Here is a 26,537-nt window from a genome sequence, read left to right as displayed (position 1 = left end):
CAGCGTTGATCTCGCCGTCTCGGGCGGTCCGGACCGCGCTGTGCTGGATGACCGTCCTTCCCGTCGGCACGGACACCGATCCGGACGAGACGCCGGATCGCGCGCTGGGCGGTGCGGTGATGGCCGCACTCCCCGTCGTCGGCATCGTGGTGGGTGCCGCGGCGGCGGCCCTGACCGCCGGACTGTCGTTCACCGCCCTCCCGGCCGCGCTCACCGGCATCCTCGTCGTCGTCCTGACAGCGGCGCTCACCCGGGGAATGCACCTCGACGGCCTGGCCGACACCGCCGACGGGCTCGGGTGTTACGGGCCGCCGGAGCGCGTCGCCGAAGTGATGCGGAGCGGGACCGTCGGCCCGTTCGGGGTGGCGACCCTCGTCCTCACACTGGGTGTGCAGGCCGCCGGATTCACCGGCCTCGTGGGCGAATCCCGCTGGTATGAGATCGCTTTCGCGGTCGCGCTGGGACGGCTCGGGGCAGTCGTCGGCACCCGGACGTCGATCTCGCCCGCTCATCCGAACGGTTTCGGCGCCCTCGTCGCCGGCACCCAGCGACTCTCGATCCCGGTGTGGTGTCTGGTTGCCGCAGCGGCGACCGTCCCGATCGGACTGCGCCACAACGGGTCCGGAATCAACCTCGACCTCGCCGCGGTGGCGCAGGGACTCGTCGTCGTCCTCGTGATCGTGGTGTTCGCATGGGTCTTCACCCGGCACTGTGCGCGTCGTATGGGCGGACTGAACGGCGACGTCCTGGGCGCGACCATCGAACTCGGTGTCGCGCTCGCCGTCGTCGGTCTGCTCGTCTAGACCCGCACACAACAGTTCTGGCGCCACGATCCGCCGACCGTGACGCCAGAATGTCTGTGCCGCAGGAGATCCCGGGGACTCAGGCCCGGTACAACTCCGTCATCCACCCGTGGGTGTCGGCGAAGGTGCCACGCTGGATACCCGTGAGGGTGTCGCGCAGGGCCTGGGTGACCTCACCGGTCTCACCGTTGTTGATCGTGTAGTCCTCGCCCACGCCCTTGACGCGGCCCACCGGGGTGATCACCGCGGCGGTGCCACAGGCGAAGACCTCGGTGATGTCACCCGAGGCGACGCCCTTGCGGAGTTCCTCGGTGGTGATCTTGCGCTCCTCGACCGCGAAGCCGGCGTCGGTGGCCAGCGTCAGCAGCGACGACCGGGTGATGCCCGGCAGCAGCGAACCCGACAGTTCCGGGGTCACGAGGCGTGCATCGGCACCGGAGCCGAACACGAAGAACAGGTTCATGCCGCCCATCTCCTCGATGTAGCGGCGCTCGATGGCGTCGAGCCAGACGACCTGGTCGCAGCCCTGCTCGGAGGCCTGACGCTGCGCGAGGAAGGCCGCGGCGTAGTTGCCGCCACACTTGGCGAAGCCGGTGCCACCGGGAGCGGCACGCACGTATTCGGCGGACAGCCACACGCTGACGGGCTTGATGCCGCCCGAGAAGTACGCACCGGCCGGCGAGGCGATGACGGAGTAGATGTACTGCGACGAGGGCGCGTTGACACCAAGACCGGCCTGCGAGGCGAACATGAACGGACGCAGGTAGAGCGCCTCCTCACCACCTGACGGGGGAACCCATTCGTGGTCGGCGGCGAGCAGCGCCTCGAGCGAGGCGATGAAGTCCTCGACGGGCAGCGCCGGCATCGCCAGCCGCTCGGCACTGAGCTGCAGACGCGCCGCGTTGGCCTCCGGGCGGAACGCGGCGATCGAACCGTCGGGCTGCCGGTAGGCCTTGAGTCCCTCGAAGACCTCTTGACCGTAGTGCAGGACCATCGCCGAGGGATCGAGCGCGATCGGACCGTACGGACGTACCTGCGCGTTGTGCCAGCCCTTGTCCGCGTCGTAGTCGACCATCACCATGTTGTCGGTGAAGTAGCGGCCGAATCCCGGGGCGGAGAGGATCTCCGCGCGACGGCTGTCCGACACCGGATGGGGATGCTCGGTACGGTTGAACTCCAAGGTCATGCGGCCCATGGTACCGCTGGCCGCAAAAGCATTATCGAGCCCGTCCGCGAGGCGTGAGACGGCCCACGGAGCAGCGTCACACCGCGGGGTCACACGTGGGAGGGCACGAACGGCGGGATGACGACCTCGCACGTGAGATCACGCCCCCGCACGTCGACGACCACCTGATCGCCCTTGGCGACGCCCGACGCGGTGTCCAGCAAGGCCAGTGCGATGCCCTGCTTGAGGGTCGGCGAGAACGTCCCGGACGTGCACACGCCGATCGGGTTGTCCCCCAACCGGACCGCGCAGTCGGCGCGCGGCACGCCGCGGCCGGTGGCCTTGAGTCCGTAGAGCCGACGCGCCGGGCCGGCCTCCTTCTCGGCGAGCAGGGCGTCGCGCCCGAAGAACGACGGCTTGTCCCAGCCGACCGCCCAGCTCGAACGCGCCTGAACCGGGGTGATCTCCGGGCTCAGTTCGTGACCGTGGAGGGCGTAACCCATCTCGGTGCGCAGGGTGTCACGGGCACCGAGACCGGCGGCCTGTCCACCGGCCGCGGTGATCGCCTCGAGCAGCACGTCGAAGACGGCGCCGGCGTCGTCCCACCGCGGCAGGAGCTCGTAACCGCGTTCCCCGGTGTACCCGGTGCGGCACACGCGGACCGGCTTGTTCCCGTCCGCCGTCGACAGCTCGGCGTCGACGAAGGCCATGTACTCCATGTCGGCGGGCAGGCCCAGTGCGGTGAGGACCTCCGGCGAGCGCGGACCCTGCACCGCGAACACCGCGAGGTCGCGGTGCTGGTCGGTGATCGAGATCTGTTCGGGCGCAACGGCAGACATCTGTGCCACGACGGCCGCGGTGTTCGCGGCATTGGGGACCAGGAACACCTCGTCGTCGCTCACGAGGTAGGCGATCAGGTCGTCGACGACGCCGCCGGAGGAGTTGCAGCACAACGTGTACTGCGCCTTGCCGGGAACGATCTTGCCGAGATCGTTGGTGAGGGTGGAGTTCACGAACTCGGCGGCGCCGGTTCCCGACACCAGCGCCTTGCCGAGGTGGCTGACGTCGAAGATCGCCACGGCCTCCCGCACCGCGGTGTGTTCGGCGACGGTGCCCGCGTAGGACACCGGCATGTTCCAACCGCCGAACTCGGCGAAACTCGCACCGAGTGCGGCATGACGGTCGGCGATGGGTCCGGCGAGGAGTTCACTCATGGGCCATACGCTATCGGGCCACGCGCGCCGACCGGAGCGGTCCCGCGGTCGCCGCCGACATGCGGCGCGCTGTGGCAGAGTTGAGCGGGTGAGCAAGAACGACACCGTCGACCGCGTACGCGGCCCCGAATTCGACCTGTCCACCTCGATCGGCAAGGGCGACACCGTCCTGGTCATCGGCCTGATCAGTGCGCCGGAGGGCGACGAGAAGGCCGGCGGCAAGGAGGAGTCCACCGCCGAACCGACGCTCGCCATCGGTGACGGCGTCCTCGACGACGCGCAGGCGGTCGCGATCACCGCAGCCCTGACCGCACTCGGGGCCACCGGTTCGCACGGCGAGGTGACCCGTCTGGCGGCACCCGAGTCGCTGCCGGTCGACCTCGTCGTAGCGGTCGGTCTCGGAGACGCCGACAATCTCGACGACGCCGACCAGGTCCGTCAGGCCGCGGGCATCGTCGCCCGCGAACTCGACGGCTTCGAGTCGGTCGCGACCACCCTGTCGTCGGTGGACCTCGCCGCCGCCGCCGAAGGCCTGTTTCTCGGCGCCTACCGGTTCGACGAGTTCCGCTCCGAGTCGTCGAAGCCGAAGAAGACGCCGCCGCAACACATCACATTGTTGGTCGAGTCGAAGTCCAAGGAGGCCAGGGCCGAGCTCGACCGCGCGATCGCGGTCGCCGACTCCGTGGCCATAGCCCGCGACTTCGTGAACACCCCACCCAGCCACCTCTTCCCCGAGGAATTCGCGGCCCGCGCCCGCACCCTCGGCAGCAAGGCCGGTCTGAAGGTCGAGATCCTCGACGACAAGGAACTCGAGGCGCAGGGCTACGGCGGCATCATCGGTGTCGGCAAGGGCTCCGCGCGCCTTCCGCGCCTGGTGCGGCTGACCCACACCGGCAAGAAGCCGGCCAAGAAGGTCGCCCTCGTCGGCAAGGGCATCACCTTCGACACCGGCGGCATCTCCATCAAGCCCGCCGCGAACATGGACCAGATGACCTCGGACATGGGCGGGGCCGCTGCGGTCATCGCCGCGACCATCCTGGCCGCCCGCCTCGACCTCGACGTCTCGGTCACCGCGACCGTGCCGATGGCCGAGAACATGCCGTCGGCCACCGCCCAGCGTCCCGGTGACGTGCTGACCCAGTACGGCGGACGCACGGTCGAGGTCCTCAACACCGACGCCGAGGGCCGGCTGATCCTGGCCGACGCGATCGTGCGCGCGGCCGAGGACGACCCCGACTACCTCATCGACACCGCGACGCTGACCGGTGCGCAGATGGTCGCGCTCGGCACCCGCACCCCGGGCGTCATGGGCACCGACGAGTTCCGCGATCGGGTGGCCGCACGGTCGGCCGAGGTCGGCGAGAACGCCTGGGCGATGCCGTTGCCCGCCGAACTGCGTGCCGACCTCAAATCCCGTGTCGCCGATCTGGCCAACATCACCCCGCATCGCTGGGGCGGGATGCTCGCCGCGGGCATCTTCCTCAAGGAGTTCGTACCGGAGGATGTCCAGTGGGCCCACATCGACATCGCGGGACCGGCGTTCAACACCGGCAGCCCGTGGGGCTACACCACCAAGGGCGGCACGGGCGTACCCGTCCGGACCATCGCCGCCGTGCTCGAGGACATCGCGGCCAACGGCTGACATGACCGGCATCCCACGCTTGAGAATCGTTACCGCCGAGTACGAGCCGAATCCAGTCGGCGACGCGGCGTACGGGTAGGGTGATCCGCGGGGATGAGTGGCTGACCCGCCCCTCATCTCGGCGGTCCCCTGACCGCTTCCCACCCCCGTGCCCACGGAGCACACACCGACGGGCCACATCTACAGACCACCACGTCGAGTTCAGGAGTTCACAACGATGGCCTTCTCCGTCCAGATGCCCGCCCTTGGTGAAAGTGTCACCGAGGGGACAGTCACCCGGTGGCTGAAGGAGGAAGGCGACACCGTCGAGGCCGACGAGCCCTTGCTGGAGGTGTCGACCGACAAGGTCGACACCGAGATCCCGGCTCCGACCGCGGGCGTGCTGACGAAGATCATCGCCCAGGAGGACGACGTCGTCGAGGTCGGTGGTGAACTCGCACTGATCGGCGACGCCGACGAGGCCGGCTCCGACAATTCCGGCTCCGACGATTCCGCGGGGGGCGACGAGCCCACCGACGCTGCCCCCGAGCCCGAGCCCGAGCAGGCCGCCGAGGAGCCCTCCACCGAAGAAGAGGCGCCGGCCGAGAAGCCCACCGCCGACACCGGTTCGGGTTCGGCGGAAGGCACCGACGTGCTGATGCCCGAACTCGGCGAGTCCGTCACCGAGGGCACGGTGACCAACTGGCTGAAGGCCGTCGGTGACGAGGTCGCCGCCGACGAACCGCTGCTGGAGGTCTCCACCGACAAGGTCGACACCGAGATCCCCTCCCCGGTTGCCGGCACCCTGCTCGAGATCCTCGCCCAGGAGGACGACGTCGTCGAGGTCGGCGGCAAGCTGGCGGTCATCGGTGACGCCTCGGCGGCCCCGGCGAAGAAGGAGCCCGAGCCGGAACCCGAACCGGAGCCGGAGCCGGAGCCCGAGGCCAAGTCGGAGCCGAAGGAAGAACCCAAGGCAGAGCCGAAGGAAGAACCCAAGGCGGAGCCGAAGCAAGAGCCCAAGGCAGAGGCCCCCGCGAAGTCGGCCCCGCCGACCGTCGAGTCGACCCCGTACGTGACCCCGCTGGTGCGCAAGCTGGCCGCGGAGAACGACATCGACCTGAACTCGATCAAGGGCACCGGGGTCGGCGGCCGCATCCGCAAGCAGGATGTGCTGGCCGCCGCCGAGGCCGCCAAGAAGCCGGCCGCCGCGCCGGAGAAGAAGGCCGAGCCGGCCGCCGCCGAGGCTGCGCCGTCGGCATCGCCGGAGATCCGACCCGAGCTCGCCGAGCTGCGCGGGACCACCCAGAAGATCAACCGCATCCGTCAGATCACCGCCAAGAAGACCCGCGAGTCGCTGCAGCAGAGCGCTCAGCTCACTCAGGTCTTCGAGGTCGACATGAGCAAGATCGTCGGCCTGCGCAAGGCGGCCAAGGACAACTTCAAGGCTTCCGAGGGTGTCAACCTCACCTTCCTGCCGTTCATCGCCAAGGCCGTCGTCGAGGCGCTGAAGGTCCACCCGAACGTCAACGCGTCGATCGACGAGGACGCCAAGGAGATCACCTACTACGACAAGGTGCACCTCGGCATCGCCGTCGACACCCCGCAGGGTCTGCTGTCGCCGGTCATCCACAACGCCGATGACCTGTCGGTGGCCGGTCTCGCCCGCGCCATCGCCGACATCGCTTCCCGGGCACGCTCCAACGGCCTCAAGCCCGACGAGCTCGCCGGCGGCACCTTCACCATCACCAACATCGGCAGCCAGGGCGCCCTGTTCGACACCCCGATCCTGGTCCCGCCGCAGGCGGCGATGCTGGGCACCGGCGCGATCGTCAAGCGTCCGGTCGTCATCACCGGGGAGGACGGCTCGGAGTCGATCGCGGTGCGGTCGATGTCGTACCTGCCGCTGACCTACGATCACCGTCTCATCGACGGCGCCGACGCGGGCCGTTTCCTCACCACGGTGAAGAAGCGCCTCGAAGAGGCCTCGTTCGCCGCGGACCTCGGTCTCTAGGTACACGACGACGTCGAGGCGATCGATGCGCATAGCCGTCGCAGGTTCACAGGGGCTCATCGGAAACGCCCTGGTCAACTCGCTGCGCGCGGCGGGCCACACGGTCATCCGTCTGGTCCGCCGCGAGGCACTCGCCGATGACGAGTTCAGTTGGGATCCCGAGACCATCGGGATGCCCGCCGAGAGTCTCGACGGCGTCGACGCGGTCGTCTCGCTCGGCGGGGTCGGCGTCGGCAACGGTCGATGGACCGGGCGGTTCAAACAGGAGTTGCGCAACTCCCGCATCACGCCGACCGAAGTACTCGCCGAGGCCGTGCGCGACCTGGGCATCCCGACGTTCATCAGCGCCAGCGCCACCGGTTTCTACGGTGACACCGGGACCCGGGCGGCGGTCGAAACCGATGGTCCCGGTGAGGGATTCCTCGCCGGGCTGGTCGTCGACTGGGAGCGCGCCGCCACCGCCAACGCGGGCCCCGACACCCGGGTCGTCCTGCTGCGGACCGCGCCGGTCCTCAGCGCGCAGGGTGGTCTGCTCGGCAAGTTGCGGCCGCTGTTCAAGCTCGGGCTGGGCGGTCCGATCGGCAACGGCAAGCAGTACTTCTCCTGGATCAGCCTCATCGACGAGGTCAGGGCGATCGAGTTCCTCCTCGACTCCCCCGGCATCGCCGGCCCGGTCAACCTGAGCGCTCCGGGATCCCTGCCGTTCGGCGAGTTCTGCAAGGCCCTCGGCAAGGCCGTGCACCGTCCCGCGGTACTGCAGGTGCCCGAATTCGTGGCACGCCGCGTCGGCGGTGAGATGGCCGAGGAAATGATTCTGTTCAGTCAACGCGTTGAACCCCGCGTGCTCACCGAACACGGATTCACGTTCAACCATCCCGAGATCCGCCAGGCCCTGACCTACGCGATGAAGCCGGCGACATGACCCAGCATTCCGTCCGCGCCGACTCGGCTCCGATCGAGGTCCGGCGCCTGGGCATCGTCGACTACCGTGCGGCCTACGAGATGCAGCACCGTCTGGCGACCGAGCGCGCCGACGGCACGCTCGACCACGACGTGCTCCTCCTGCTCGAACACCCGTCGACCTACACGGCCGGCAAACGCACCGAGGACGCCGACCGGCCCACGAACGGCGCGCCGGTCATCGACGTCGACCGCGGTGGACGCATCACCTGGCACGGACCGGGACAGCTCGTCGGCTACCCGATCGTGAAGCTGGCGGAGCCGCTCGACGTCGTCGAATACGTGCGACGCCTCGAGAGTGCCCTCATCTCCGTGTGCGCCGACCTCGGGGTCACCACCGGGCGCGTCGAGGGACGATCCGGAGTCTGGATCGACGACGACGCGGGTGAACGCAAGCTCGGCCAGATCGGCATCCGCGTGGCGCGCGGGGTCGCGCTGCACGGGTTCGCCCTCAACGTCGATCCCGACATGTCCGCCTTCGAGGCCATCGTGCCGTGCGGGATCGCCGATGCCGGCGTCACCTCGCTGGCCCGTGAACTGGCACAACCGATCTCGGTGACATCCCTCCTCGATGCCACCGCGGCCGCGGTTCTCGCCGCGATGGACACCCCGCAGGAGCCCACCCCGACGGCAACCGAAGCCGCCACGACCGCGAGCGTAGGATCGGTCCGGTGACCGCGTCCCCTCTCACCCCCGGACCCGGTGCCCCCGACGCCACACCCCCGGCCTCGGCCACCGCACCGGAGACCACCGCTCCCGCCTCACCGGCTCCCGAAGGCCGCAAACTTCTGCGACTCGAGGTGCGCAACGCGCAGACCCCGATCGAGCGCAAGCCCAGCTGGATCAAGACCCGCGCGACGATGGGCCCGGAGTTCACCGAACTCAAGGGACTCGTGAAGCGCGAGGGCCTGCACACGGTCTGCGAAGAGGCCGGTTGCCCCAACATCTACGAATGCTGGGAAGACCGCGAGGCCACCTTCCTCATCGGCGGTGAGCAGTGCACCCGACGCTGCGACTTCTGCCAGATCGACACCGGCAAGCCCGCCGAACTCGACCGCGACGAGCCGCGTCGCGTCGCCGAGAGCGTCCAGGCCATGGGCCTGCGCTACTCGACGATCACCGGCGTCGCCCGCGACGACCTGCCCGACGAGGGCGCCTGGCTCTACGCCGAGACCGTCCGCGCCATCCACCGGCTCAACCCGGGCACCGGCGTCGAGAACCTGATCCCGGATTTCCACGCCAAGCCCGACCTGCTGGCCGAGGTCTTCGAGGCCCGGCCGGAAGTGTTGGCGCACAACCTCGAGACGGTGCCCCGCATCTTCAAGCGCATCCGTCCGGCGTTCCGGTACGAACGCTCCCTCGAGGTCATCACCGCCGCCCGGGATTTCGGCCTGGTGACCAAGTCGAACCTGATCCTCGGCATGGGCGAGACGCCGCAGGAGGTGCAGTCGGCCATCGTCGACCTGCACGAGGCCGGTTGCGACATCCTGACGATCACCCAGTATCTGCGTCCCTCGCCGCGACACCATCCCGTCGAGCGGTGGGTCAAGCCGGAGGAATTCGTCGACCACTCCGAGTTCGCCCAGGAGGTCGGGTTCGCCGGGGTCATGGCCGGTCCGCTGGTGCGGTCCTCCTACCGTGCCGGTCGGCTGTACGCGCAGGCCATGGCCCACCACGGCCGCGAGATCTCGCCCGCCCTGGCGCACCTCGCCGCCGAGGGTTCGGCCAGCCAGGAGGCGTCGAGCCTGATGGCACGGCTCGCCCGCTGACGCATTCGTAACCGCGCCCGCCGACCATGCGGCAGGTCGCCCGACGACCGGACGTAAACTGGCCATATGGCAAAGGCGCAGTCCGTGAGCAAAGAAGCAAAGGCCGCGAAGAAGCAGGCCCGCAAGGCTGCATCGAAGGAACGGCGCCAGCAGTTGTGGCAGGCGTTCCAGATGCAGCGCAAGGAAGACAAGCGACTCATCCCCTACATGGTGGGTGTGATCGTGCTGTCCATCGCGGTGTTCACGGCGCTCGGCTTCCTGCTGGGCTCGCCGTGGCCGCTCATCCCGCTCGGCGTCGTGCTGGGCGTGCTGGGCGCGTTCATCCTGTTCGGCCGTCGCGTGCAGAAGAACGTCTACACCAAGGCCGAGGGCCAGCCCGGTGCCGCCGGGTGGGCGCTGAGCAACATGCGGGGTCAGTGGCGCGTGGCCCAGGCCGTGTCGGGTACCTCGCACCTCGACGCCGTGCACCGCGTGATCGGCAAGCCGGGCGTGATCCTCGTCGGTGAGGGCTCCCCGACTCGCGTGAAGTCGCTGCTGAACCAGGAGAAGAAGAAGGCCGCGCGTGTCGTCGGAGACACCCCGATCTACGAGATCATGGTCGGTAACGACGACGGTCAGGTCCCGCTGTCGAAGCTGGAACGCCACCTCAACAAGCTGCCCAGCAACATCGACCGCAAGCGCATGGAGACCCTCGAGGGTCGTCTCGCCGCACTCAGCAGCAAGGCTCCCGGTCCCGGCATGCCGAAGGGCCCGCTGCCCGGGAACGCGAAGATGAAGAGCATGCAGCGCACCGCGCGTCGTCGCGGCTGACCAACTGCGCAAACCCACCCTTTATGGAGAGATCCACCACCCGATCGGTGGTGGATCTCTCCATAAGTGGTGGATTTGCGGGGTGGGGCTCAGCGTGTGCGGAGGATCGCCGTCCCGGTCGCGCGATCGTGCAGGGCGCGACCGTTGTAGTCGTTGATCAGGGCCGGCACGAGGAACACCATCAGCAGCTGCCGGAAGAAGGCGCGCACGATGCCGACGGCGGCGGGGCTCTCCTTGCCGGTGGCCTCGGCGGTGTTCCGTTCGGGCCCGTAGTCGACGCGGGCCACGCGCATGCCGACGACGTATTGGCCGGGGGTGAATCCGAAGAGTGACACCGCGAAGACGCCCATCACGAACCAGATGCCGAGCTGCGTGGTGCCCAGGATCGACGAATCGAAACCGACGAACAGGATCGCGAGCCCACCGGCGATCAGCCAGTCGACGAGCAACCCGGCCACGCGCGGCCATCCGGTGGCCAGCGACCCGGGTCCGGACGCGGGCAGACCGAGGTCCTGACCGCGGAAATCATTGTCGACGCCTTCGCCGGGACCGATCTGCGGTCCCGACAGCCAGGAACCGGTGACTCGTCCCATCGTGATGACTCCTCTCGCGACCGCGGCGTCATCGTCGACGACCGCGGCGTTCACTGGTGTCCATCGTAGTCGTGGGCGTCACCCCTTCGGTCTTCCCCGGTCGTCCCAGCGGGCTAGGGTGGGATTCGCCGAGTGCGTTCTCCGAGGTATGAGCCGTGTGTCGCCAAGAACACCGGGTGTGTAACACGGGGGAAACACGGACTTGACGCCTGGGCAACTTCGCCTCCATACGGTTGCCGCTGAGATCCGCTGCTGTTTCTCGGCGGCGGATGTGTGTGGCGTGTCAGTACCACTGACCACCCGATCACGAAGGAGTCACCGCACGGTGTACAGCAGTAAAGAAGAACTACTCGAGGGCATCAAGAAGGAAGGTGTCGAGTACGTCGACATCCGATTCTGCGACCTGCCCGGTGTCATGCAGCACTTCTCGATCCCCGCTTCGGCGTTCGACGAGGACGTGTTCGAGGACGGTCTGGCATTCGACGGTTCGTCGGTGCGCGGCTTCCAGTCGATCAACGAGTCGGACATGATGCTGCTGCCCGACCCGGCCACCGCGCGGATCGACCCGTTCCGCAAGGCGAAGACGATGAACGTCAGCTTCTTCGTCCACGACCCGTTCACCCGCGAGGCCTACAGCCGCGACCCGCGTAACGTCGCGCGCAAGGCCGAGGACTACCTTGCCTCGACCGGCATCGCCGACACCTGCTTCTTCGGTGCCGAAGCCGAGTTCTACATCTTCGATTCGGTGTCCTTCGGTTCGGAGATGAACGGCACCTTCTACGAGATCGAGTCGGAGTCGGGCTGGTGGAACACCGCCTCGCCGAGCGACCCGGACGGCAGCCCCAACCTGGGCTACAAGGTCCGCCCCAAGGGTGGTTACTTCCCGGTTGCTCCGTACGACCACTACGTCGACCTGCGCGACGAGATGTCGACCAACCTGACCAACTCGGGCTTCGAGCTCGAGCGCGGCCATCACGAGGTCGGTACCGCGGGCCAGGCGGAGATCAACTACAAGTTCAACACGCTGCTCCACGCGGCCGATGACGTGCAGCTGTTCAAGTACATCATCAAGAACACCGCATGGCAGAACGGCAAGTCGGTCACCTTCATGCCGAAGCCGCTCTTCGGTGACAATGGCTCGGGCATGCACGCCCACCAGTCGCTGTGGAAGGACGGCAAGCCGCTGTTCCACGACGAGGCCGGCTACGCAGGCCTGTCGGATCTGGCTCGCTACTACATCGGCGGCATCCTGCACCACGCGCCGTCGTTGCTGGCGTTCACCAACCCGACGGTCAACTCCTACAAGCGTCTGGTCCCGGGTTACGAGGCCCCGATCAACCTGGTCTACAGCCAGCGCAACCGTTCGGCCTGTGTGCGTATCCCGATCACCGGCAACAACCCGAAGGCCAAGCGCCTCGAGTTCCGCTGCCCGGACAGCTCGGGTAACCCGTATCTGGCGTTCGCTGCGATGATGATGGCCGGCCTGGACGGCATCAAGAACAAGATCGAGCCGCACGAGCCGGTCGACAAGGACCTCTACGAGCTCCCGCCGGAGGAGGCCAAGTCGATCCCGCAGGCCCCGACCTCGCTGTCTGCCGTCATCGACCGCCTCGAGGAGGACCACGAGTACCTCACCGCCGGTGGCGTCTTCACCGAGGACCTCATCGAGACCTGGATCGCGCTCAAGCGTGAGAACGAGATCGAGCCGGTGCAGATCCGTCCGCACCCGTACGAGTTCTCGCTCTACTACGACTGCTGATCCGGGCAATCGCCTACGACCGCCCCGTCCGCGTTCTCGCGGGCGGGGCGTTCGTCGTCCAGAGCCATCGCGGCGATGTCTCTACTGCGACACGGCGCCGGTTCGCGCCCGGGGTAGCCCGCCTGGGATCGCGGTGACGTCTCGTCCTCCACGATCCCCCTGCCACCCACCGCGAGGTAGTAAAACGTTTCGTTGCCGTGAACTGAACATCCGCTTATGTGATCTGCCGCACAAATGTGACCTCTTGCTCTGCCAAGCCACACTGTCCGGCCTTAATTTGGTCGTATGACCAGAGATGTTTATGTCGAAGATCTTGTCCCCGGGGACCGCATCAGCCTCGAAGGCACCCCGCGCGTGGTTCGCACCACCAGCCGCCTCGACGACAATCAGTTGCGCATCGAACTGGTCAAGGGCCGCGACGACCTCCACGAGGTCGTGCTGGATCGCACCGTCAAGCTCCAGGTGAACTAGAACCCCGACCGAGCTGTCCTGTCACTCTCAGGCGGCGTCGGCCCCGTCGAGATCGCCGAAGACCGCCTGATTGTGGTCGAATGCCGCGATGGCCTCCTCGACGAGTCGTTCAGTGGCCGCGGCGTCGAGCGGCAGGGCGTCGAGTCTCGCACGGTAGGCATCCTTGTAGCGCTTGAGCTTCTCGATGCCGTCGAAGCTGTAGAAGCTCAGAGCCGAGGCATCGACACCGTAGTGCTCACGCATGCGATGGGCCACGACCTGTCCCCCGCTCAGGTCTCCCAGGTACCGCGTGTAGTGGTGTGCCACGAATCGAGCCGGGTCATCTCGCGTGGCCTCGATGGCCTCGACGTACCGCGCGACGGCCGGCAGCGGCGCGCACGACCTCGGGTCGATGCCGAACGACGCTAGATCTGCTCCGAGCCTGGGCAGCCGGCGCAACTTGTCGTCGACGACGGCGCCCGCGACCGGATCATCGGCGAGACCGTCGCCGACGGCTTCGAGGGCTTCGTAGACGAAGTACAACTGCACGGCCAGCCGCTGGTAGTCACCGCTGTCGAGACGACCGGACATGAGGTCGTCGATGAATGGGGCGTGCTCCGCACGCTGGTGGGCGACGGAGGTGGCCTCGCGAAGGCGTTGGGAAATACTGGGGCCCGCGGTGCCGGGTCCGGAGATGCTGGCGCTCATGATGCAACCAGTGTTACCACCAGCGCCCGATGATCGGAACCGGGCAGGTGATGACTGTCCATCGACGTGGCCACAAATCCGCGCAGGATGACCCGATCTATGGCGACGAGCGGGCGGTTGCCGATCCGCTTGTCGGTCGGATATGTCGGCAGGAAGCCCGCACCCGCCACGTCGGTACCGTCGACGAGCCCGTTGCCCAGCAGTTTGCGATACGTCGCGTGGTTCCAGGTGGAGTTGAAGTCACCGATCGCGAGAACGCGCCCCGCGGGCAGTTTCGCGAAGTGGTCGGCCAGGATGCCCATGTCGTGGAACCAGCCGTCCTTCTCGCCCCACAGCGGTGCGGCCGGGTGGATGGCGAGGACCTGCGTCCCGGGCGCACCGGGTAGATCTGTGCGCGCCTGGAGATTGTGGAGGATGGTGTCGGGGATGTTGAACTGCTCCGACAGCGGCTGCCTGGTGAACAACGCGGTGCCCGCGGCCTGCGGATACGGGATCGCGAACTCGTTCGGCAGCCGGCGCGCGATCTCACTCCCGCGAATGCGTTCCAGCGCTTCGGGAGTCACTTCCTGTAGGGAGACCAGGTCGGGGTCCGCGTCGGCCACGATCTTCTCCAGCACGCCGATGTCGCCACCACCGAACAGCAGGTTGGCGGAGACGACGGTGAACTCCTGCCCCTGCGGGGCGCTCGCCGGGATCACCAGCGGGATCTGGGTGTAGGCCAGCACACCGGACACCGCGAGCGCGATCACCAGCATGAACCAGCGACGCAGCGCCGCGAAGATCGCGATGGCCATGAGCGCCGGGATGAGCGCGAACTGCACCCCGCTCGTCAGATACAGGGCGGCACTCCCGCGCGACGGGTAGAAGTGCAGCCACACCCCCAGCAGGACCCCGGCCAGCATCGCCCAGCCGAGGATGTACGCCGACACCCACAGAAACCTCTTCATCTGTCCCCCCGTACACCAGCGGCGGCGCCTATGCGCCGAAGACCTTGCGCACCACGGCCTTCGCCCGGCGCGTCACCCGCAGGTAGTTCTCCAGGAAGTCCGACGCCTTGTCCTCCGGCCAGCCGGCGGCGAACGCGATCTGTCGTAGCTGCTTGCCCGGGCCGGGCAGCTGGTCGACGGGCTTGCCGCGCACCAGAACCAGGGCGTTGCGTGCCTTGGTCGCGGTGATCCACGCGTTCTTGAGCAACGCGACGTCGTTCTCCGACAACAACTCCGCGGCACCGATCGCATCGAGCGATTCGAGCGTCGACGTGTTGTGGAGACTGCGGTAGCGGTGGGCGTAGCGCAGCTGGAGCAGCTGTACCGTCCATTCGATGTCGGCGAGTCCGCCGCGGCCGAGCTTGGTGTGGGTCGCCGGATCGGCTCCGCGCGGCAGCCTCTCGGCGTCGACGCGGGCCTTGATGCGCCGGATCTCCTTGACCGCCTCGTTGCTGACCCCGCCGACCGGGTAGCGCACGTGATCGATCATGTGCAGGAAGTCGATCCCCAGGGCCTCGTCGCCGGCTACCTGGTGCGCGCGCAGCAGCGCCTGCACCTCCCACGCCTGGGCCCACTGCGCGTAGTAGGCGGAGTAGGCGGCCAGGGTTCGCACGACCGGCCCGTTCCGTCCCTCGGGACGCAGCCCCGTGTCGACCTCGAGCGGCGGGTCGGCGCTGGGACTGCCGAGCGCGGATCGGACGGTCTCGGCGATGGTCTGCGACCACCGGACGGCCTCCGATTCGTCGGCGTCGCGGTTCGGCTGGCACACGAACAGCACGTCGGCGTCCGAGCCGTATCCGAGTTCGCCGCCGCCGAGCCGGCCCATGCCGATCACCGCGATGCGTGCGGGCGCGGGCTTGCCGCGGTCTCGTTCGGAGATTCTGATCGCGACGGTGAGTGCGGCGTTGAGGACCGCGGCCCACACACTCGACAGCGCCTTGCACACGGTCGGCACGTCCATCAGGCCGAGCACATCCGCCGAGGCGACCCGGACGAGTTCGGCACGACGATGCGAGCGGGCAACGGCGACCGCACGTTTCATGTCCTGCTGACGCACGGTCGAGGCGATGAGCCCCTTGGCCACGTCCTCGGGCCGGATGTCGCACAGCTTCGGACCGTCGGGACCGTCGGAGTACTGATGGATCACCTCCGGCGACCGCATCAGCATGTTGGCGATGAACTCCGAGGTGCCGAGCACCTTCATCAGCCGTTCGGCGACGACCCCGTCATCGCGGAGCAGACGGAGGAACCAGTCCTTGTCCTCGAGCGCCTCGCACAGCCGCCGGTAGTTGAGCAGGCCGGCGTCGGGATCCGGGGTGTCACCGATGTGCTCGAGCAGCTGCGGCAGGATGAGGAGCTGGATCTGACCACGGCGTCCGGGTGCGTTCGACAGCGCGCGGATATGGCTGAGCGCACGGTCGGGCATGGCGTAACCCAGTGCGGCCAGACGCCTCTCGGCCGACTCGTCACTCAGGGTCAGCTCGTCGGGCTTGAACCGGGTGACCGCCTCGAGCAGCGGACGGTAGAACAGTTTCTGGTGCAGACGCCGCACGCGGAGGGTCTGGTGGCGGATCTGTTCGCGCAGCACGCCGGTCGCGTCGAGTTCACCCTCGCGCCGGATGTGGGCTGCACGCGCGAGCCAGCGCAGGGCCTCGGTGTCCTCGGCCTTCGGGAGGAGGTGGGTCCGCTTCATCCGCTGCAGCTGCAGCCGGTGCTCGAGCAACCGTAGGAACTGGTATGACGCACTGAGATTCGCGCCGTCGTCACGTCCGACGTATCCCCCGGCGGTCAGTGCCGCGAGCGCGTCGACCGTCGGCATCACCCGGAGGTTCTCGTCGACTCGTCCGTGGACCATCTGCAGCAGCTGCACCGCGAACTCGACGTCGCGCAGACTTCCCTGTCCCAGTTTGAGATTGCGCTCGCGCTCCCCCTCCGGAACCAGCGACTCGACACGGCGTCGCATCTTCTGCACCTCGGGCACGAAGTCGGGACGCTCGGCGGCCTTCCACACCATCGGCTTGACCGCCGCGATGTACTCGTTCGCGAGTTCCATGTCACCGGTCATCGCGCGGGACTTGAGCAGCGCCTGGAACTCCCAGGTCTTGGCCCATCGCTCGTAGTACGCGACATGGGATTCGAGGGTGCGGGTCAGCGCGCCGGACTTGCCCTCCGGCCGCAGCGCGGCGTCGACCTCGAAGAAGGCCAGCGAACCGATCCGCATCATCTCACCCGCGATGCGCGACGCGACCCCGTCGGCGGGATCGCTGACGAAGATGACGTCCACGTCACTCACGTAGTTCAGCTCGCGCGCGCCACATTTGCCCATCGCGATGACCGCGATCCGGACGGGGATCGGATCCTCGCCGCACACCTCGGCGAAGGCGACGGCGAGTGCCGCGGTCAGCGCTGCGTCGGCGAGGTCGGAGAGATAGGCACCGACCTCGGGCAGCCACATCACCGGTTCGTCCTCGACCGTCGAGGCGACGTCGTGCGCGGCGAGCTGCAGGATCAGGTCGCGGTAGGCGCGACGGAGGGCGACGACGGACTTGGGTCCGGTGAGCTTCGCGCGGTAGACGCGATTACCCTTCTCGATCTCCCCGGGCTCGGGCTCGGCGCCGACGGCTTCGAGCATCCGGCGATCGACCTCGTCCCGGTCGAGCAGCTCGTCGGCGAGCAACAGACGCCAGCTCGCCGGCTCGGCGACGAGATGATCGGCGAGAGCGTCGGAGGAACCGATGAGGCCGAACAGACGCCCCCGGAACGACCGGTTGGTGCGCAGGGTCGAGTCGATCTCGGACCACTCGTCCTCGACGGCCCCACGCAGACGGACGAGCGTACGCAGGGCGAGGTCGGCGTCGGGCGCTCGCGACAGCGCCCACAGCACGTCGACGGACTCGGGCGTGTTCCAGCCGAGCTCGGCGAGGTTCTGTGGCGCGGCGGTGTCCAGAAGTCCCAGCCGTCCCGTGCTGGGTACCGCGCTGCGTCCCGATTGTCTTGTCACATCACAAAAGTAGCGGCCCGACCACCGATGATGTCATCGCGGTCGGTGAACGTGACCGGGTTGGTCCCTACAGCGGCAGGTAGTTCTTCAGCTCGTACGGGGTGACCATGCTGCGATAGCCCGTCCACTCGGACCACTTGTTGCGCAGGAAGTAGTCGAACACGTGCTCGCCGAGGGCTTCGGCGACCAGCTCCGAGTTCTCCATCTTGGTGAGTGCTTCCGCGAGGCTTCCGGGGAGCTCCTGGTATCCCATCGCCCGGCGCTCGGCGGACGTGAGGGCCCAGACGTCGTCCTCGGCCTCGTCGGGGAGTTCGTAGTCCTCCTCGATCCCCTTCAGGCCCGCCGCGAGCAGGACGGCAAAGGTGAGGTAGGGGTTGCAGGCCGAGTCGGGGCTGCGCACCTCGATGCGGCGCGACGACGGCTTGTTGGGCGTGTACAGCGGCAGCCGGATGAGCGCGGACCGGTTGGCACCGCCCCAGGTCGCGGCGGTCGGGGCCTCACCGCCGTGGATCAGACGCTTGTAGCTGTTCACCCACTGGTTGGTGACGGCGCTGATCTCCGACGCGTGGTGCAGGATGCCGGCGATGAACTTCTTCCCGGTGGCCGACAGCTGCATCGGGTCGTCGGGATTGTGGAAGGCGTTGATGTCGCCCTCGAACAGACTCATGTGCGTGTGCATCGCCGAACCGGGGTGCTCGCTGTACGGCTTGGGCATGAAGGTGGCCCACACACCCTCGTTGATCGCGACCTCCTTGATGAGGTAGCGGAAGGTCATCACGTTGTCGGCCATCGACAGGGCGTCGGCGTAGCGGAGGTCGATCTCCTGCTGGCCGGGTGCGCCCTCGTGGTGGGAGAACTCGACCGAGATGCCCATCGACTCCAGCGCCTCGATGGCGTGGCGGCGGAAGTTGGGAGCGGCGTCGTGCACGGCCTGGTCGAAGTAGCCGCCGGAGTCGGCCGGGGTCGGCACCGATCCGTCGAGCGGCGCGTCCTTGAGGAGGAAGAACTCGATCTCGGGGTGCACGTAGCAGCTGAAGCCGAGGTCGGCCGCCTTGTTCAGCTGGCGACGCAGCACGTGGCGCGAGTCGGCCCAGCTCGGGGTGCCGTCGGGCATAGCGATGTCGCAGAACATGCGGGCCGAGTGGTGCCGACCCGCGGAGGTGGTCCACGGCAGGATCTGGAAGGTGGACGGATCGGGCTTGGCGACCGTGTCCGCCTCGGACACGCGGGAGAAGCCCTCGATGGCCGAGCCGTCGAAGCCGATGCCCTCGGAGAAGGCGCCTTCGAGCTCGGCCGGCGCGATCGCCACGGACTTCAGATAACCGAGTACGTCGGTGAACCACAGCCGAACGAAACGGATGTCGCGCTCTTCGAGGGTCCGCAGCACGAATTCCTTTTGGCGATCCATGGTCGCCGACATTAGAAGTCGGCTGTTAAATCTGTGTTACACGCGCAAGACCAACTCGCTGTCCAGCGAGTTTGTCGGCGCCATCCCATCATCTGGGCCAACAACCCGTAGGGCTGGGAAGCCCCCGAACAGCCCGGATGCCGAAGGACCGCGACGGCCGCTGCACAACGGTCCCTGCCCACCCCCAGCGGGGTGTGACCAATTGCATAACTCACGGCGGTTACACCACAAATCCGCGGTGACACAATGGCGCTTGTCCGTGTTCAACCCGGGTACCCGCCGCGCCTCTTCTGGCCAGCCGGGACTCGAGGCAGGAAAAGAGACGACGATGTCCGAAACCTCGGTCTATGGTGCTTCCACCGCAACCCCGGCCACCGACGCGCCCAAACGTCGTGTGACCCGCGTCCATCACCTCGCCCAGATGAAGTCCGAGGGCGAGAAGTGGTCGATGCTCACCGCCTACGACTACTCGACGGCCCGGATCTTCGACGCCGCCGGAATCCCGGTGCTGCTCGTCGGCGACTCGGCGGCCAACGTCGTCCTCGGCTACGACACCACCATCCCGGTCAGCGTCGACGAGATGATCCCGCTGATCCGCGCGGTCGTGCGCGGTGCGCCCCACGCCCTCGTCGTAGCCGACATGCCCTTCGGCAGCTACGAGATCGGGCCGCAGCACGCCCTCGAGAACGCCTTCCGGATCTTCAAGGAGACCGGCGCCCATGCGGTCAAGCTCGAGGGCGGTGAGCGCGTCGCCCCCCAGATCGCGGCACTGACCGCCGCCGGCATCCCGGTCATGGCGCACATCGGGTTCACCCCGCAGAGCGTCAACGGCCTCGGCGGCTTCCGCGTCCAGGGTCGCGGCGACGGCGCCGACCAGCTCATCGCCGACGCGATCGCGGTCCAGGAGGCCGGTGCCTTCGCCGTCGTGATGGAGATGGTGCCCGCCGAGTTGGCCGGACAGATCTCCCGCAAGCTGACCATCCCGACCGTGGGCATCGGCGCCGGCAACGAGACCGACGCCCAGGTCCTCGTGTGGCAGGACATGGCGGGCCTCACCCACGGCAAGACCGCGAGGTTCGTCAAGCGGTTCGCCGACGTCGGCTCCGAATTACGTTCGGCCGCCGAGCAGTACGCCGACGAGGTCCGTCGCGGCGTGTTCCCCGGCCCTGAGCACAGCTACTGAGCTTCGGCGCCTACGCTGGCGTCCATGCGTGACTTCTACCCGGAGATCGAGCCCTACGAGTCCGGTCACCTGGATGTCGGCGACGGCCAGCAGATCTACTGGGAGACCACGGGCAACCCGGAGGGAAAGCCCGTGGTCTTCGTGCACGGCGGTCCCGGCGGTGGGACCTCGCCGACCCAGCGACGCTTCTTCGATCCCGCGAAGTACCGGATCGTGCTGTTCGACCAGCGCGGTTGCGGACAGTCCCGCCCGCACATCGCCGACGGCGCGGATCTGAGCGTGAACACCACGCCCCACCTCATCGCCGACATGGAGAGGCTTCGTACCCATCTCGGCATCGACCGCTGGCAGGTCTTCGGCGGTTCCTGGGGGTCGACGCTGGGACTCGCCTACGCGCAGACGCATCCCGACCGGGTCACCGAACTCGTTCTGCGCGGCATCTTCCTGCTGCGCCGCAGCGAGATCGACTGGTACTACAACGGCGGCGCCGCGCACATCTTCCCCGACGTCTGGGAGACCTATCTCGAGCCGATCCCGGAGAACGAGCGCGACGGCGATCTGGTCGCCGCGTACCACCGTCTGCTGACCTCCGACGATGCCGCGGTCGCCCGGGCGGCGGCCCGCGCCTGGACCGGCTGGGAACAGGCCACCAGCTACCTCCTCCCCCGCTCCGAGGAGGAATCGGGCCAGAACCCCGATGACGCCCACCGCTTCGACCTCGCCTTCGCCTCGATCGAGAACCACTACTTCGTCAACCACGGCTTCCTCGACGACGGGCAGCTCCTCGACAACATCGACGTCATCGCGCACATCCCCGGCGTCATCGTCCAGGGTCGCTACGACGTCGTGTGCCCGATGCGCAGCGCCTGGGATCTCCACCGCGCCTGGCCGGCCGCCGACCTGCGCATCGTCGACGACGCGGGTCACGCGTCCTTCGAAGAAGGCATCCGCCATCACCTGCTGGAAGCGACCGACCGCTTCGCGGAATGATCGGCCGCCGCACCCGCGGCCACTAGACTCGACATCGTCGCAGGCGTCAGGAGGAACAGGTGGCCGCATCCGAGCAGGTCGAGGTGGAACTCAAGTTCGACGTGGACCCCGGCCATGTGGCCCCGGATCTACGGGCGCTACCCGGAGTGGTGTCGGCGACGGCACCCGAGACGTTCTCGCTCGATGCCACCTATTTCGACACCGAGAACCTCGACCTCGCCGGCAACAGGATCACCATGCGACGCCGCACCGGCGGCACCGATCAGGGCTGGCATCTCAAGCGCCCCACCGACATCCCCGGAACACGTCGCGAACTCCACGTGGGTTTCGACGAGGCGCCGGCCGACGGTGACGTCCCGGAGGCACTGGTGACCCCGGTCCTCGCACTGACCCGCTGCCGGCCCCTCACGCCCGTCGCGGTCATCTCGACAACGCGCACGGTGACGCGCCTGCTCGGCGTCGACGACGAGCCGCTCGCCGAACTCGCCGAGGATCTGGTGACCACCCAGTCCCTGCTGCCGGGCGGGCACTCCCAGCAGTGGGCCGAATGGGAGTTCGAACTCCTCTCCGGCGGCACCGGCAAGCTGCTGAAGGCCGCCGACAAGGTCCTGCGCGCCGGTGGCGGCCGCTCGTCGTCGAGCGCGTCGAAGCTGGCCCGCGCGATCGGTTCGACGCCGACCGTCCACAAACCCCGGTTGTCCAAGCGCCCCACTGCGCTCGAACTCGTGATCACCGACATCGCGATGCACCGAAACAGCCTGATCGCCTACGACCCGCTCGTCCGCGAGGACGCGGAGGACGCCGTCCACCAGATGCGGGTGTCGTGCCGTCGCCTGCGCAGCGTGTTGTCGGGATACCCTACGGTTCTCGACGCCGAACGCACCGCCCACATCGGTGCCGAACTCAAGCTGCTGGCCCGAATCCTCGGTGATGCACGGGATTCCGAGGTCCAGCTCGAACTCGACCAGTCCCTGCTGCGCGGCGAGAACGCCTCGCCCGAGCTGCTCGCCGCCCTTGCGGGTGCCGAGACCCGAACCCACGATCGCGCGATCCGGGCGGCGCACGCGGCGATGTCGTCGAAGCGCTACTTCACGCTCCTCGACTCCGTCGACGCCCTCCTCGCCTCTCCCCCGCCGGGACCCGACGCGGAACTCCCCGCAACCGACGTCGTCGACAAGGCGATCGCGAAGAGCCGCAAGCACATCCGCAAGGCCCAGGCCGAACTCGCCGGCCTCACCGAAGGCTCGGACGAGTGGCAGGAACAGCTGCACACGATCCGTAAACGCGCAAAGCGGTTGCGCTACAGCATCGATGCGACCGAGCCGCTGAACAAAAAGAAGTACCGCGCGATCGGCGCGGTCGCCAAGAAGATCCAGTCCGCCCTCGGCGACCACAACGACATCCGCATCAACCGCGCCCAGCTCGCCACGATCGTCGAGGACGGAAAGCTCAGCGCCGCCGACATGTTCATCGTCGGCCGTCTCGACGCGCGCCTCGAAGCCGCGTCCGACCGCGCCGTCGCGGAGTACCGCAGGGCCGCCAAGGACCTGTGAGCCGTCCCGCTGCTGGTTGAGCCGGTCACGAGCGCAGGGCTGATCCCTTGAACCCGCCCAGCGAGTAACCGTGTCGAAACCACCCGGTGACCCGGCGTCGAAACGAAGTCGCATCGCCCTACGCCGGCCGGAACCTGACCGTTCTCGTCACCTCGTCCGCGGTCACCAGCTCGACCTCGAGTCGGGTGCCCGGACGCAGATCACCTTCGCAACCCGCGACGACGGGCGGATCGGCGATGAAGATCTGGGCCGGCTTGCGCTCGGTGGCCGCCGACATCACCACCGCGTCGAAGCGTTCCCCGACGCGGCCGCCCAGGATGACCGCCTCGGCGAGGTCGATGGCCGCCCGGTCGGCCGTGGAGCCGAGGGTGTCGGCCGAGCGCAGGATCTTCGGGAGGGTCGGCAGGGCACGCGTCACCCAGTCGGGCACGTCGTCGCCGGTGGTGACGGCGAGGCACACCTCGGTGGCGAACCGGTCACCCAGCCGACGCAGGGGTGCGGTGACGTGGGCGTAGACGCCCGCGATCGCGCCGTGCCGCTTCTTGTCGTCCGGGATCGCGCGCGCCTCGTCGGTGCCGTCGAGTGCGAGATAGTTGGCGCCGCGCATGAGACCACTCGCGGCCGACTGGAGGGCCAAGGTGCTCGTCCGGTTGCCGGGCAGTCCGGCCAGGAACCAGCCCACCGCCAGCCCCTCGGGCCATTCGACGCCCAGCGCTCGGGCGGCAGCGCGCAGGTCCTCGACCGCGTCGGGGTCGGCCGGCGGCAACGTCCGCAACAATCCGACACCGGCCTCGGCCATGATCGAGCCGGCGCACATCCCGGCGAGCAGGGAGAGCTGCGAGTTCCACATGTCCGCCGGGGTGTGGGGCTGCAGGTCCAACCGCCATCCCGCGTCGGTACGTGACACCCGCTGGTCCGGCAGATCCAGTTCGACGGCGCCGCGGTCGAGCGCCACCTTCTGCCGGAGCTCGCCGAAAGCCGGCAACGCCGCGATCGACGGATGCAACCGTCCGGCCTCGGCATCCGCGCTGACACCGGCGTAGTCGAAGCGCGCCACGGATCGAATTCGCGATCGCCGAACCCGCACATCGATGACAGTGCCGTCCCCCGCCACCCGGATCGTCCACAGCACGCACGGCCGAACCTGTTCGGGCAGAAGCGATCCGATCCCCTCGGACAGTTCCCGCGGATGCAGTGGCACGGAGCCGTCCGGGAAGTACACGGTGGTCCCGCGGCGTCGGCTCTCCTGGTCGAGCGCGCCTTCGGGGATCACGAGTGCCGCGACGTCGGCGATGGCGTAGTCCACGACGAACCCGTCCCCGTCGGCGACGAGATGGACGGCCTGGTCGAGGTCCCGCGACGTCGGCGGGTCGATGGTGACGAACGGGACGCCGGTGTGGTCCTCGCGGGTGTCGGCGAACCGGTCGACGGCCTCCCGCGCCTCGGCGAGCGCATCGTCGCCGTATGACTCGTCCACCCCGAGTTGATCGCGGATTCCGGCGAAGTCGATGTCGGGGGCGAAGAGGAAGCGTGTCACGTGTCGAACCCTAGCGCGCGGATCCCCCGGTGAACCGAAACCGCGGGCCGAAGGCGAACGAGTCGGCGCGTAAGCCGGATCCTGTGCCCGCGAGGTCTCTCGACCATCGCGGGCGGCGACCATCCATCTGGGCACACCGTCGCCGGGTACCTCGAGCGGCCCACCCGCGGGCTGGGGCGAGCAGCCCTCGTAACACCCGCGCACGCGCACCGTGAAGTGCGCGCTTCGGCCTTGCTCCGGGTGGGGTTTACCGAGCCGACGCGGTCACCCGCGCCGCTGGTGCGCTCTTACCGCACCGTTTCACCCTTACCGGCCTCGCGGCCGGCGGACTGTTCTCTGTGGCACTGTCCCGCGGGTCACCCCGGGTTGCCGTTAGCAACCACCCTGCTCTGTGGAGTCCGGACTTTCCTCGGTGCGCGGCGTGGCGGTCTTCCGCCCGTTCCGCTCACCGCGGCCGCCCGGCCGACTCGTTCGCGAACCCAGGATACGGCAGCCCCGGCACAGCTCTTCATCCGATGGCGCAGAGCGCCCCGTCAGTGCCAGTGCGCGGCGTCGTTGACGAGCCGGACCACGGAACCGCCGTCGGGGAAGAACTCCGCGATCGAGACCGACGCCAGGTCGAGGTGGAACCGGAACAGCAACTCAGGTCCGACGCCCAGCGCCTCCCGCAGCATCAGCTTGATCGGGGTCACGTGCGAGACGAGCACGATCGTCTGTCCCGGATAACGCTGCAGCAGATCGTCTTTCGTTTCGGACACCCGCTCGGCGACCTGCGCGAAGCTCTCGCCACCCGGCGCGGGCACGGTGATGTCCGACAGCCACTTGCGGTGGATCTCGGGGTGCCGTTCGGCGGCCTCGACGAAGGTCAGGCCCTCCCATTCGCCGAAGTCGTTCTCGATGAGTCCGGGATGTTCGACGATATCGACCCCGGTCACCGCGGCGACCTCCTCCGCAGTGGCGCGGGCGCGGCGCAGCGGCGAGGTCACGATCGCCGAGATGTCCTTTTCACGCATGACCCGCTGGGCCGCCGCACGTGCCTGGCGCCGACCTTCCGGGGTCAGCTCGGGGTTGCCGCGCCCGGAGTACCGGCGTTCCACCGACAACGCGGTCTGGCCGTGCCGCAACAGGATGAATCTCGTCGGCGAACTCAGCTGCCCCTGCCAGGACGGCGATTTCCGGCCCGGCGTCGACACGCGCTCGGAACCCGCGCTCAAGGCGTCAGATCCCCGATTCGGCGGTGCGCACCAGGATCGCGCCGCATTCCTCACAGCGGATGACCTCGTCGGACAGTGCCGCGCTGATCGAGGCGATGGTGCCCCGGTCGAGTTCCATCCGGCAGGCGCCGCATCGACGTGCACGCAGGAGCCCCGCACCGATCCGACCGTTGGCACGCTGCTTGTCGTAGACGGCCAGCAGGTCGGAGTCGATCTCCGCGGCGAGCGAGTCCCGCTTCTCACGGACACGGGCCAGGTCCTCGTCGATGGTCGCGAGCGACTTGTCGCGGCGGGTCCGCGCGTCGGCGACCTTCTCCTCGAGGTGGGAGATCGTCGCAGCGGCGCGGCTGCGTTCGGCCTCGACGGCCTCCTGCTGCTCCATCAGCGTCAGCAGTTCGTCCTCGAGCACCGCGCGGCGGCGTCCGAGCCCGGCGAGTTCGTGCTGCAGTTCCGACAGCGCCTTGGGTGCCAACCCGCCGGCGGTCAGAAGCTTGGAGTCCTTGGCCTCACGGTTGGTCATCCCGGTCACCTCGGACTCGATGCGGCGATACTCGCGGCTCAGGTCCTCGGCGGAGATCTCCGCACGCACCAGATCGTCGCGGGCAGCATCGATTGCCTTGTCCTGCTCGGCGATCTCGGTGTCCTCGGGCAAGTTCTTGCGGCGATGCTCGAGTCGGTTGATCTCGGCATCGGAGTCCGCGAGATCGAGCAGCAGTCGCTGCACACCGGCGTCGACTTTCATTGCGGCCTCCTGTCTCTGAAGTCCCCCTACCGTACGCGGGTGGTCCCGGCGTTCCGGCGG

General features: G+C 68.2%; 22 protein-coding genes and 1 other RNA gene. 12 read left to right on the top strand and 11 right to left on the bottom strand.

The features are described 5' to 3' along the window. Positions 1-5 precede the first annotated feature (5 nt). Positions 6-803: an adenosylcobinamide-GDP ribazoletransferase gene (locus BPODLACK_RS03480; RefSeq protein WP_159404725.1), complete on the top strand. Its 798-nt coding sequence runs from the start codon at positions 6-8 to the stop codon at positions 801-803. Between the two features lie 79 nt (positions 804-882). Here the strand turns inward: BPODLACK_RS03480 and BPODLACK_RS03475 are convergent, their stop codons facing one another. Both BPODLACK_RS03475 and gcvT read right to left on the bottom strand, forming a co-directional pair. Next, a complete protein-coding gene (locus tag BPODLACK_RS03475; RefSeq protein ID WP_024500421.1) occupies positions 883-1,989 on the bottom strand; it encodes a branched-chain amino acid aminotransferase in 1,107 nt (368 codons plus the stop codon). An 89-nt stretch (positions 1,990-2,078) separates the two neighbouring features. Next, positions 2,079-3,182, bottom strand: coding sequence for a glycine cleavage system aminomethyltransferase GcvT (gcvT, locus tag BPODLACK_RS03470; RefSeq protein WP_159404724.1), 1,104 nt, complete (start codon positions 3,180-3,182; stop codon positions 2,079-2,081). An 88-nt stretch (positions 3,183-3,270) separates the two neighbouring features. Between gcvT and BPODLACK_RS03465 the strand changes: the two genes are divergently transcribed. From BPODLACK_RS03465 to BPODLACK_RS03440, 6 genes are all read left to right on the top strand, one after another. Then, a complete protein-coding gene (locus tag BPODLACK_RS03465) occupies positions 3,271-4,824 on the top strand; it encodes a leucyl aminopeptidase (protein ID WP_159404723.1) in 1,554 nt (517 codons plus the stop codon). 217 nt (positions 4,825-5,041) lie between these two features. Then, positions 5,042-6,814, top strand: a complete 1,773-nt coding sequence (gene sucB, locus BPODLACK_RS03460; protein ID WP_159404722.1) for a 2-oxoglutarate dehydrogenase, E2 component, dihydrolipoamide succinyltransferase — start codon at positions 5,042-5,044, stop codon at positions 6,812-6,814. A gap of 25 nt (positions 6,815-6,839) precedes the next feature. Continuing rightward, a complete protein-coding gene (locus tag BPODLACK_RS03455; protein WP_096274114.1) occupies positions 6,840-7,736 on the top strand; it encodes a TIGR01777 family oxidoreductase in 897 nt (298 codons plus the stop codon). Beyond that, on the top strand, positions 7,733-8,449 hold the full coding sequence (gene lipB / locus BPODLACK_RS03450; protein WP_159404721.1) for a lipoyl(octanoyl) transferase LipB: 717 nt from the start codon (positions 7,733-7,735) through the stop codon (positions 8,447-8,449). The genes BPODLACK_RS03455 and lipB overlap by 4 nt, the downstream gene beginning before the upstream one ends. Then, on the top strand, positions 8,446-9,543 hold the full coding sequence (gene lipA, locus BPODLACK_RS03445) for a lipoyl synthase (protein WP_159404720.1): 1,098 nt from the start codon (positions 8,446-8,448) through the stop codon (positions 9,541-9,543). The genes lipB and lipA overlap by 4 nt, the downstream gene beginning before the upstream one ends. Before the next feature lie 66 nt (positions 9,544-9,609). After that, complete coding sequence (locus tag BPODLACK_RS03440; RefSeq protein ID WP_159404719.1) at positions 9,610-10,353, top strand: DUF4191 domain-containing protein; 744 nt, start codon at positions 9,610-9,612, stop codon at positions 10,351-10,353. 89 nt (positions 10,354-10,442) lie between these two features. Here BPODLACK_RS03440 and BPODLACK_RS03435 read toward each other — a convergent pair whose 3' ends face one another. Then, the gene (locus BPODLACK_RS03435) at positions 10,443-10,946 is read right to left on the bottom strand and encodes an RDD family protein (protein WP_159404856.1); all 504 of its coding nucleotides are present in this window, start codon (positions 10,944-10,946) and stop codon (positions 10,443-10,445) included. A gap of 325 nt (positions 10,947-11,271) precedes the next feature. Here BPODLACK_RS03435 and glnA (BPODLACK_RS03430) point away from each other — a divergent pair, with 325 nt between their 5' ends. Together glnA (BPODLACK_RS03430) and BPODLACK_RS03425 are read left to right on the top strand one after the other, a co-directional pair. Next, entirely contained in the window at positions 11,272-12,705 is a 1,434-nt protein-coding gene (gene glnA, locus BPODLACK_RS03430; RefSeq protein ID WP_096274123.1) for a type I glutamate--ammonia ligase, read from the top strand. A 285-nt stretch (positions 12,706-12,990) separates the two neighbouring features. Then, on the top strand, positions 12,991-13,176 hold the full coding sequence (locus BPODLACK_RS03425; protein WP_006434935.1) for a hypothetical protein: 186 nt from the start codon (positions 12,991-12,993) through the stop codon (positions 13,174-13,176). Positions 13,177-13,203: 27 nt separating this feature from the next. On the opposite strand, the gene BPODLACK_RS03420 is transcribed toward BPODLACK_RS03425, so the two are convergent. The 4 genes from BPODLACK_RS03420 to glnA (BPODLACK_RS03405) all read right to left on the bottom strand — a co-directional run bounded on the left by BPODLACK_RS03420 (position 13,204) and on the right by glnA (BPODLACK_RS03405) (position 19,258). Continuing rightward, entirely contained in the window at positions 13,204-13,863 is a 660-nt protein-coding gene (locus tag BPODLACK_RS03420) for a biliverdin-producing heme oxygenase (protein ID WP_096274125.1), read from the bottom strand. Then, positions 13,860-14,810 carry an endonuclease/exonuclease/phosphatase family protein gene (locus BPODLACK_RS03415; protein WP_096274128.1) on the bottom strand — a complete coding sequence of 317 codons (951 nt, stop codon included), beginning with the start codon at positions 14,808-14,810 and terminating at the stop codon, positions 13,860-13,862. Before BPODLACK_RS03415 ends, BPODLACK_RS03420 begins: the two co-directional genes overlap by 4 nt. Positions 14,811-14,838: 28 nt before the next feature. Further along, positions 14,839-17,850 carry a bifunctional [glutamine synthetase] adenylyltransferase/[glutamine synthetase]-adenylyl-L-tyrosine phosphorylase gene (locus BPODLACK_RS03410; protein WP_159404718.1) on the bottom strand — a complete coding sequence of 1,004 codons (3,012 nt, stop codon included), beginning with the start codon at positions 17,848-17,850 and terminating at the stop codon, positions 14,839-14,841. Between the two features lie 67 nt (positions 17,851-17,917). After that, positions 17,918-19,258, bottom strand: coding sequence for a type I glutamate--ammonia ligase (glnA, locus tag BPODLACK_RS03405; RefSeq protein WP_040004539.1), 1,341 nt, complete (start codon positions 19,256-19,258; stop codon positions 17,918-17,920). 328 nt (positions 19,259-19,586) lie between these two features. Here glnA (BPODLACK_RS03405) and panB point away from each other — a divergent pair, with 328 nt between their 5' ends. From panB to BPODLACK_RS03390, 3 genes are read left to right on the top strand one after another with little or no spacing between them, the layout of a single operon-like run. Continuing rightward, complete coding sequence (panB, locus tag BPODLACK_RS03400; RefSeq protein WP_006434930.1) at positions 19,587-20,441, top strand: 3-methyl-2-oxobutanoate hydroxymethyltransferase; 855 nt, start codon at positions 19,587-19,589, stop codon at positions 20,439-20,441. Between the two features lie 24 nt (positions 20,442-20,465). Continuing rightward, positions 20,466-21,431 carry a prolyl aminopeptidase gene (gene pip, locus BPODLACK_RS03395; RefSeq protein ID WP_006434929.1) on the top strand — a complete coding sequence of 322 codons (966 nt, stop codon included), beginning with the start codon at positions 20,466-20,468 and terminating at the stop codon, positions 21,429-21,431. Between the two features lie 59 nt (positions 21,432-21,490). Next, positions 21,491-22,984, top strand: a complete 1,494-nt coding sequence (locus BPODLACK_RS03390; RefSeq protein ID WP_024500425.1) for a CYTH and CHAD domain-containing protein — start codon at positions 21,491-21,493, stop codon at positions 22,982-22,984. A gap of 118 nt (positions 22,985-23,102) precedes the next feature. Here BPODLACK_RS03390 and BPODLACK_RS03385 read toward each other — a convergent pair whose 3' ends face one another. The 4 genes from BPODLACK_RS03385 to BPODLACK_RS03370 form a co-directional block, all read right to left on the bottom strand. Next, a complete protein-coding gene (locus BPODLACK_RS03385) occupies positions 23,103-24,521 on the bottom strand; it encodes an RNB domain-containing ribonuclease (protein ID WP_006434927.1) in 1,419 nt (472 codons plus the stop codon). A gap of 54 nt (positions 24,522-24,575) precedes the next feature. Beyond that, positions 24,576-24,991: RNase P RNA component class A (gene rnpB, locus BPODLACK_RS03380), an RNA gene on the bottom strand. Between the two features lie 63 nt (positions 24,992-25,054). After that, positions 25,055-25,735, bottom strand: a complete 681-nt coding sequence (locus BPODLACK_RS03375) for a histidine phosphatase family protein (RefSeq protein WP_201450586.1) — start codon at positions 25,733-25,735, stop codon at positions 25,055-25,057. Positions 25,736-25,739: 4 nt separating this feature from the next. Beyond that, complete coding sequence (locus BPODLACK_RS03370; protein ID WP_006434925.1) at positions 25,740-26,477, bottom strand: zinc ribbon domain-containing protein; 738 nt, start codon at positions 26,475-26,477, stop codon at positions 25,740-25,742. Between the last annotated feature and the right edge of the window lie 60 nt (positions 26,478-26,537).

This window comes from Gordonia sp. YY1, from assembly GCF_009872315.1.
In the GTDB taxonomy this organism is placed as follows: Bacteria; Actinomycetota; Actinomycetes; order Mycobacteriales; family Mycobacteriaceae; genus Gordonia; species Gordonia amicalis.
Note: the sequence above shows the minus strand (reverse complement) of the source record. Positions and strands in the feature narration are given on the sequence as shown.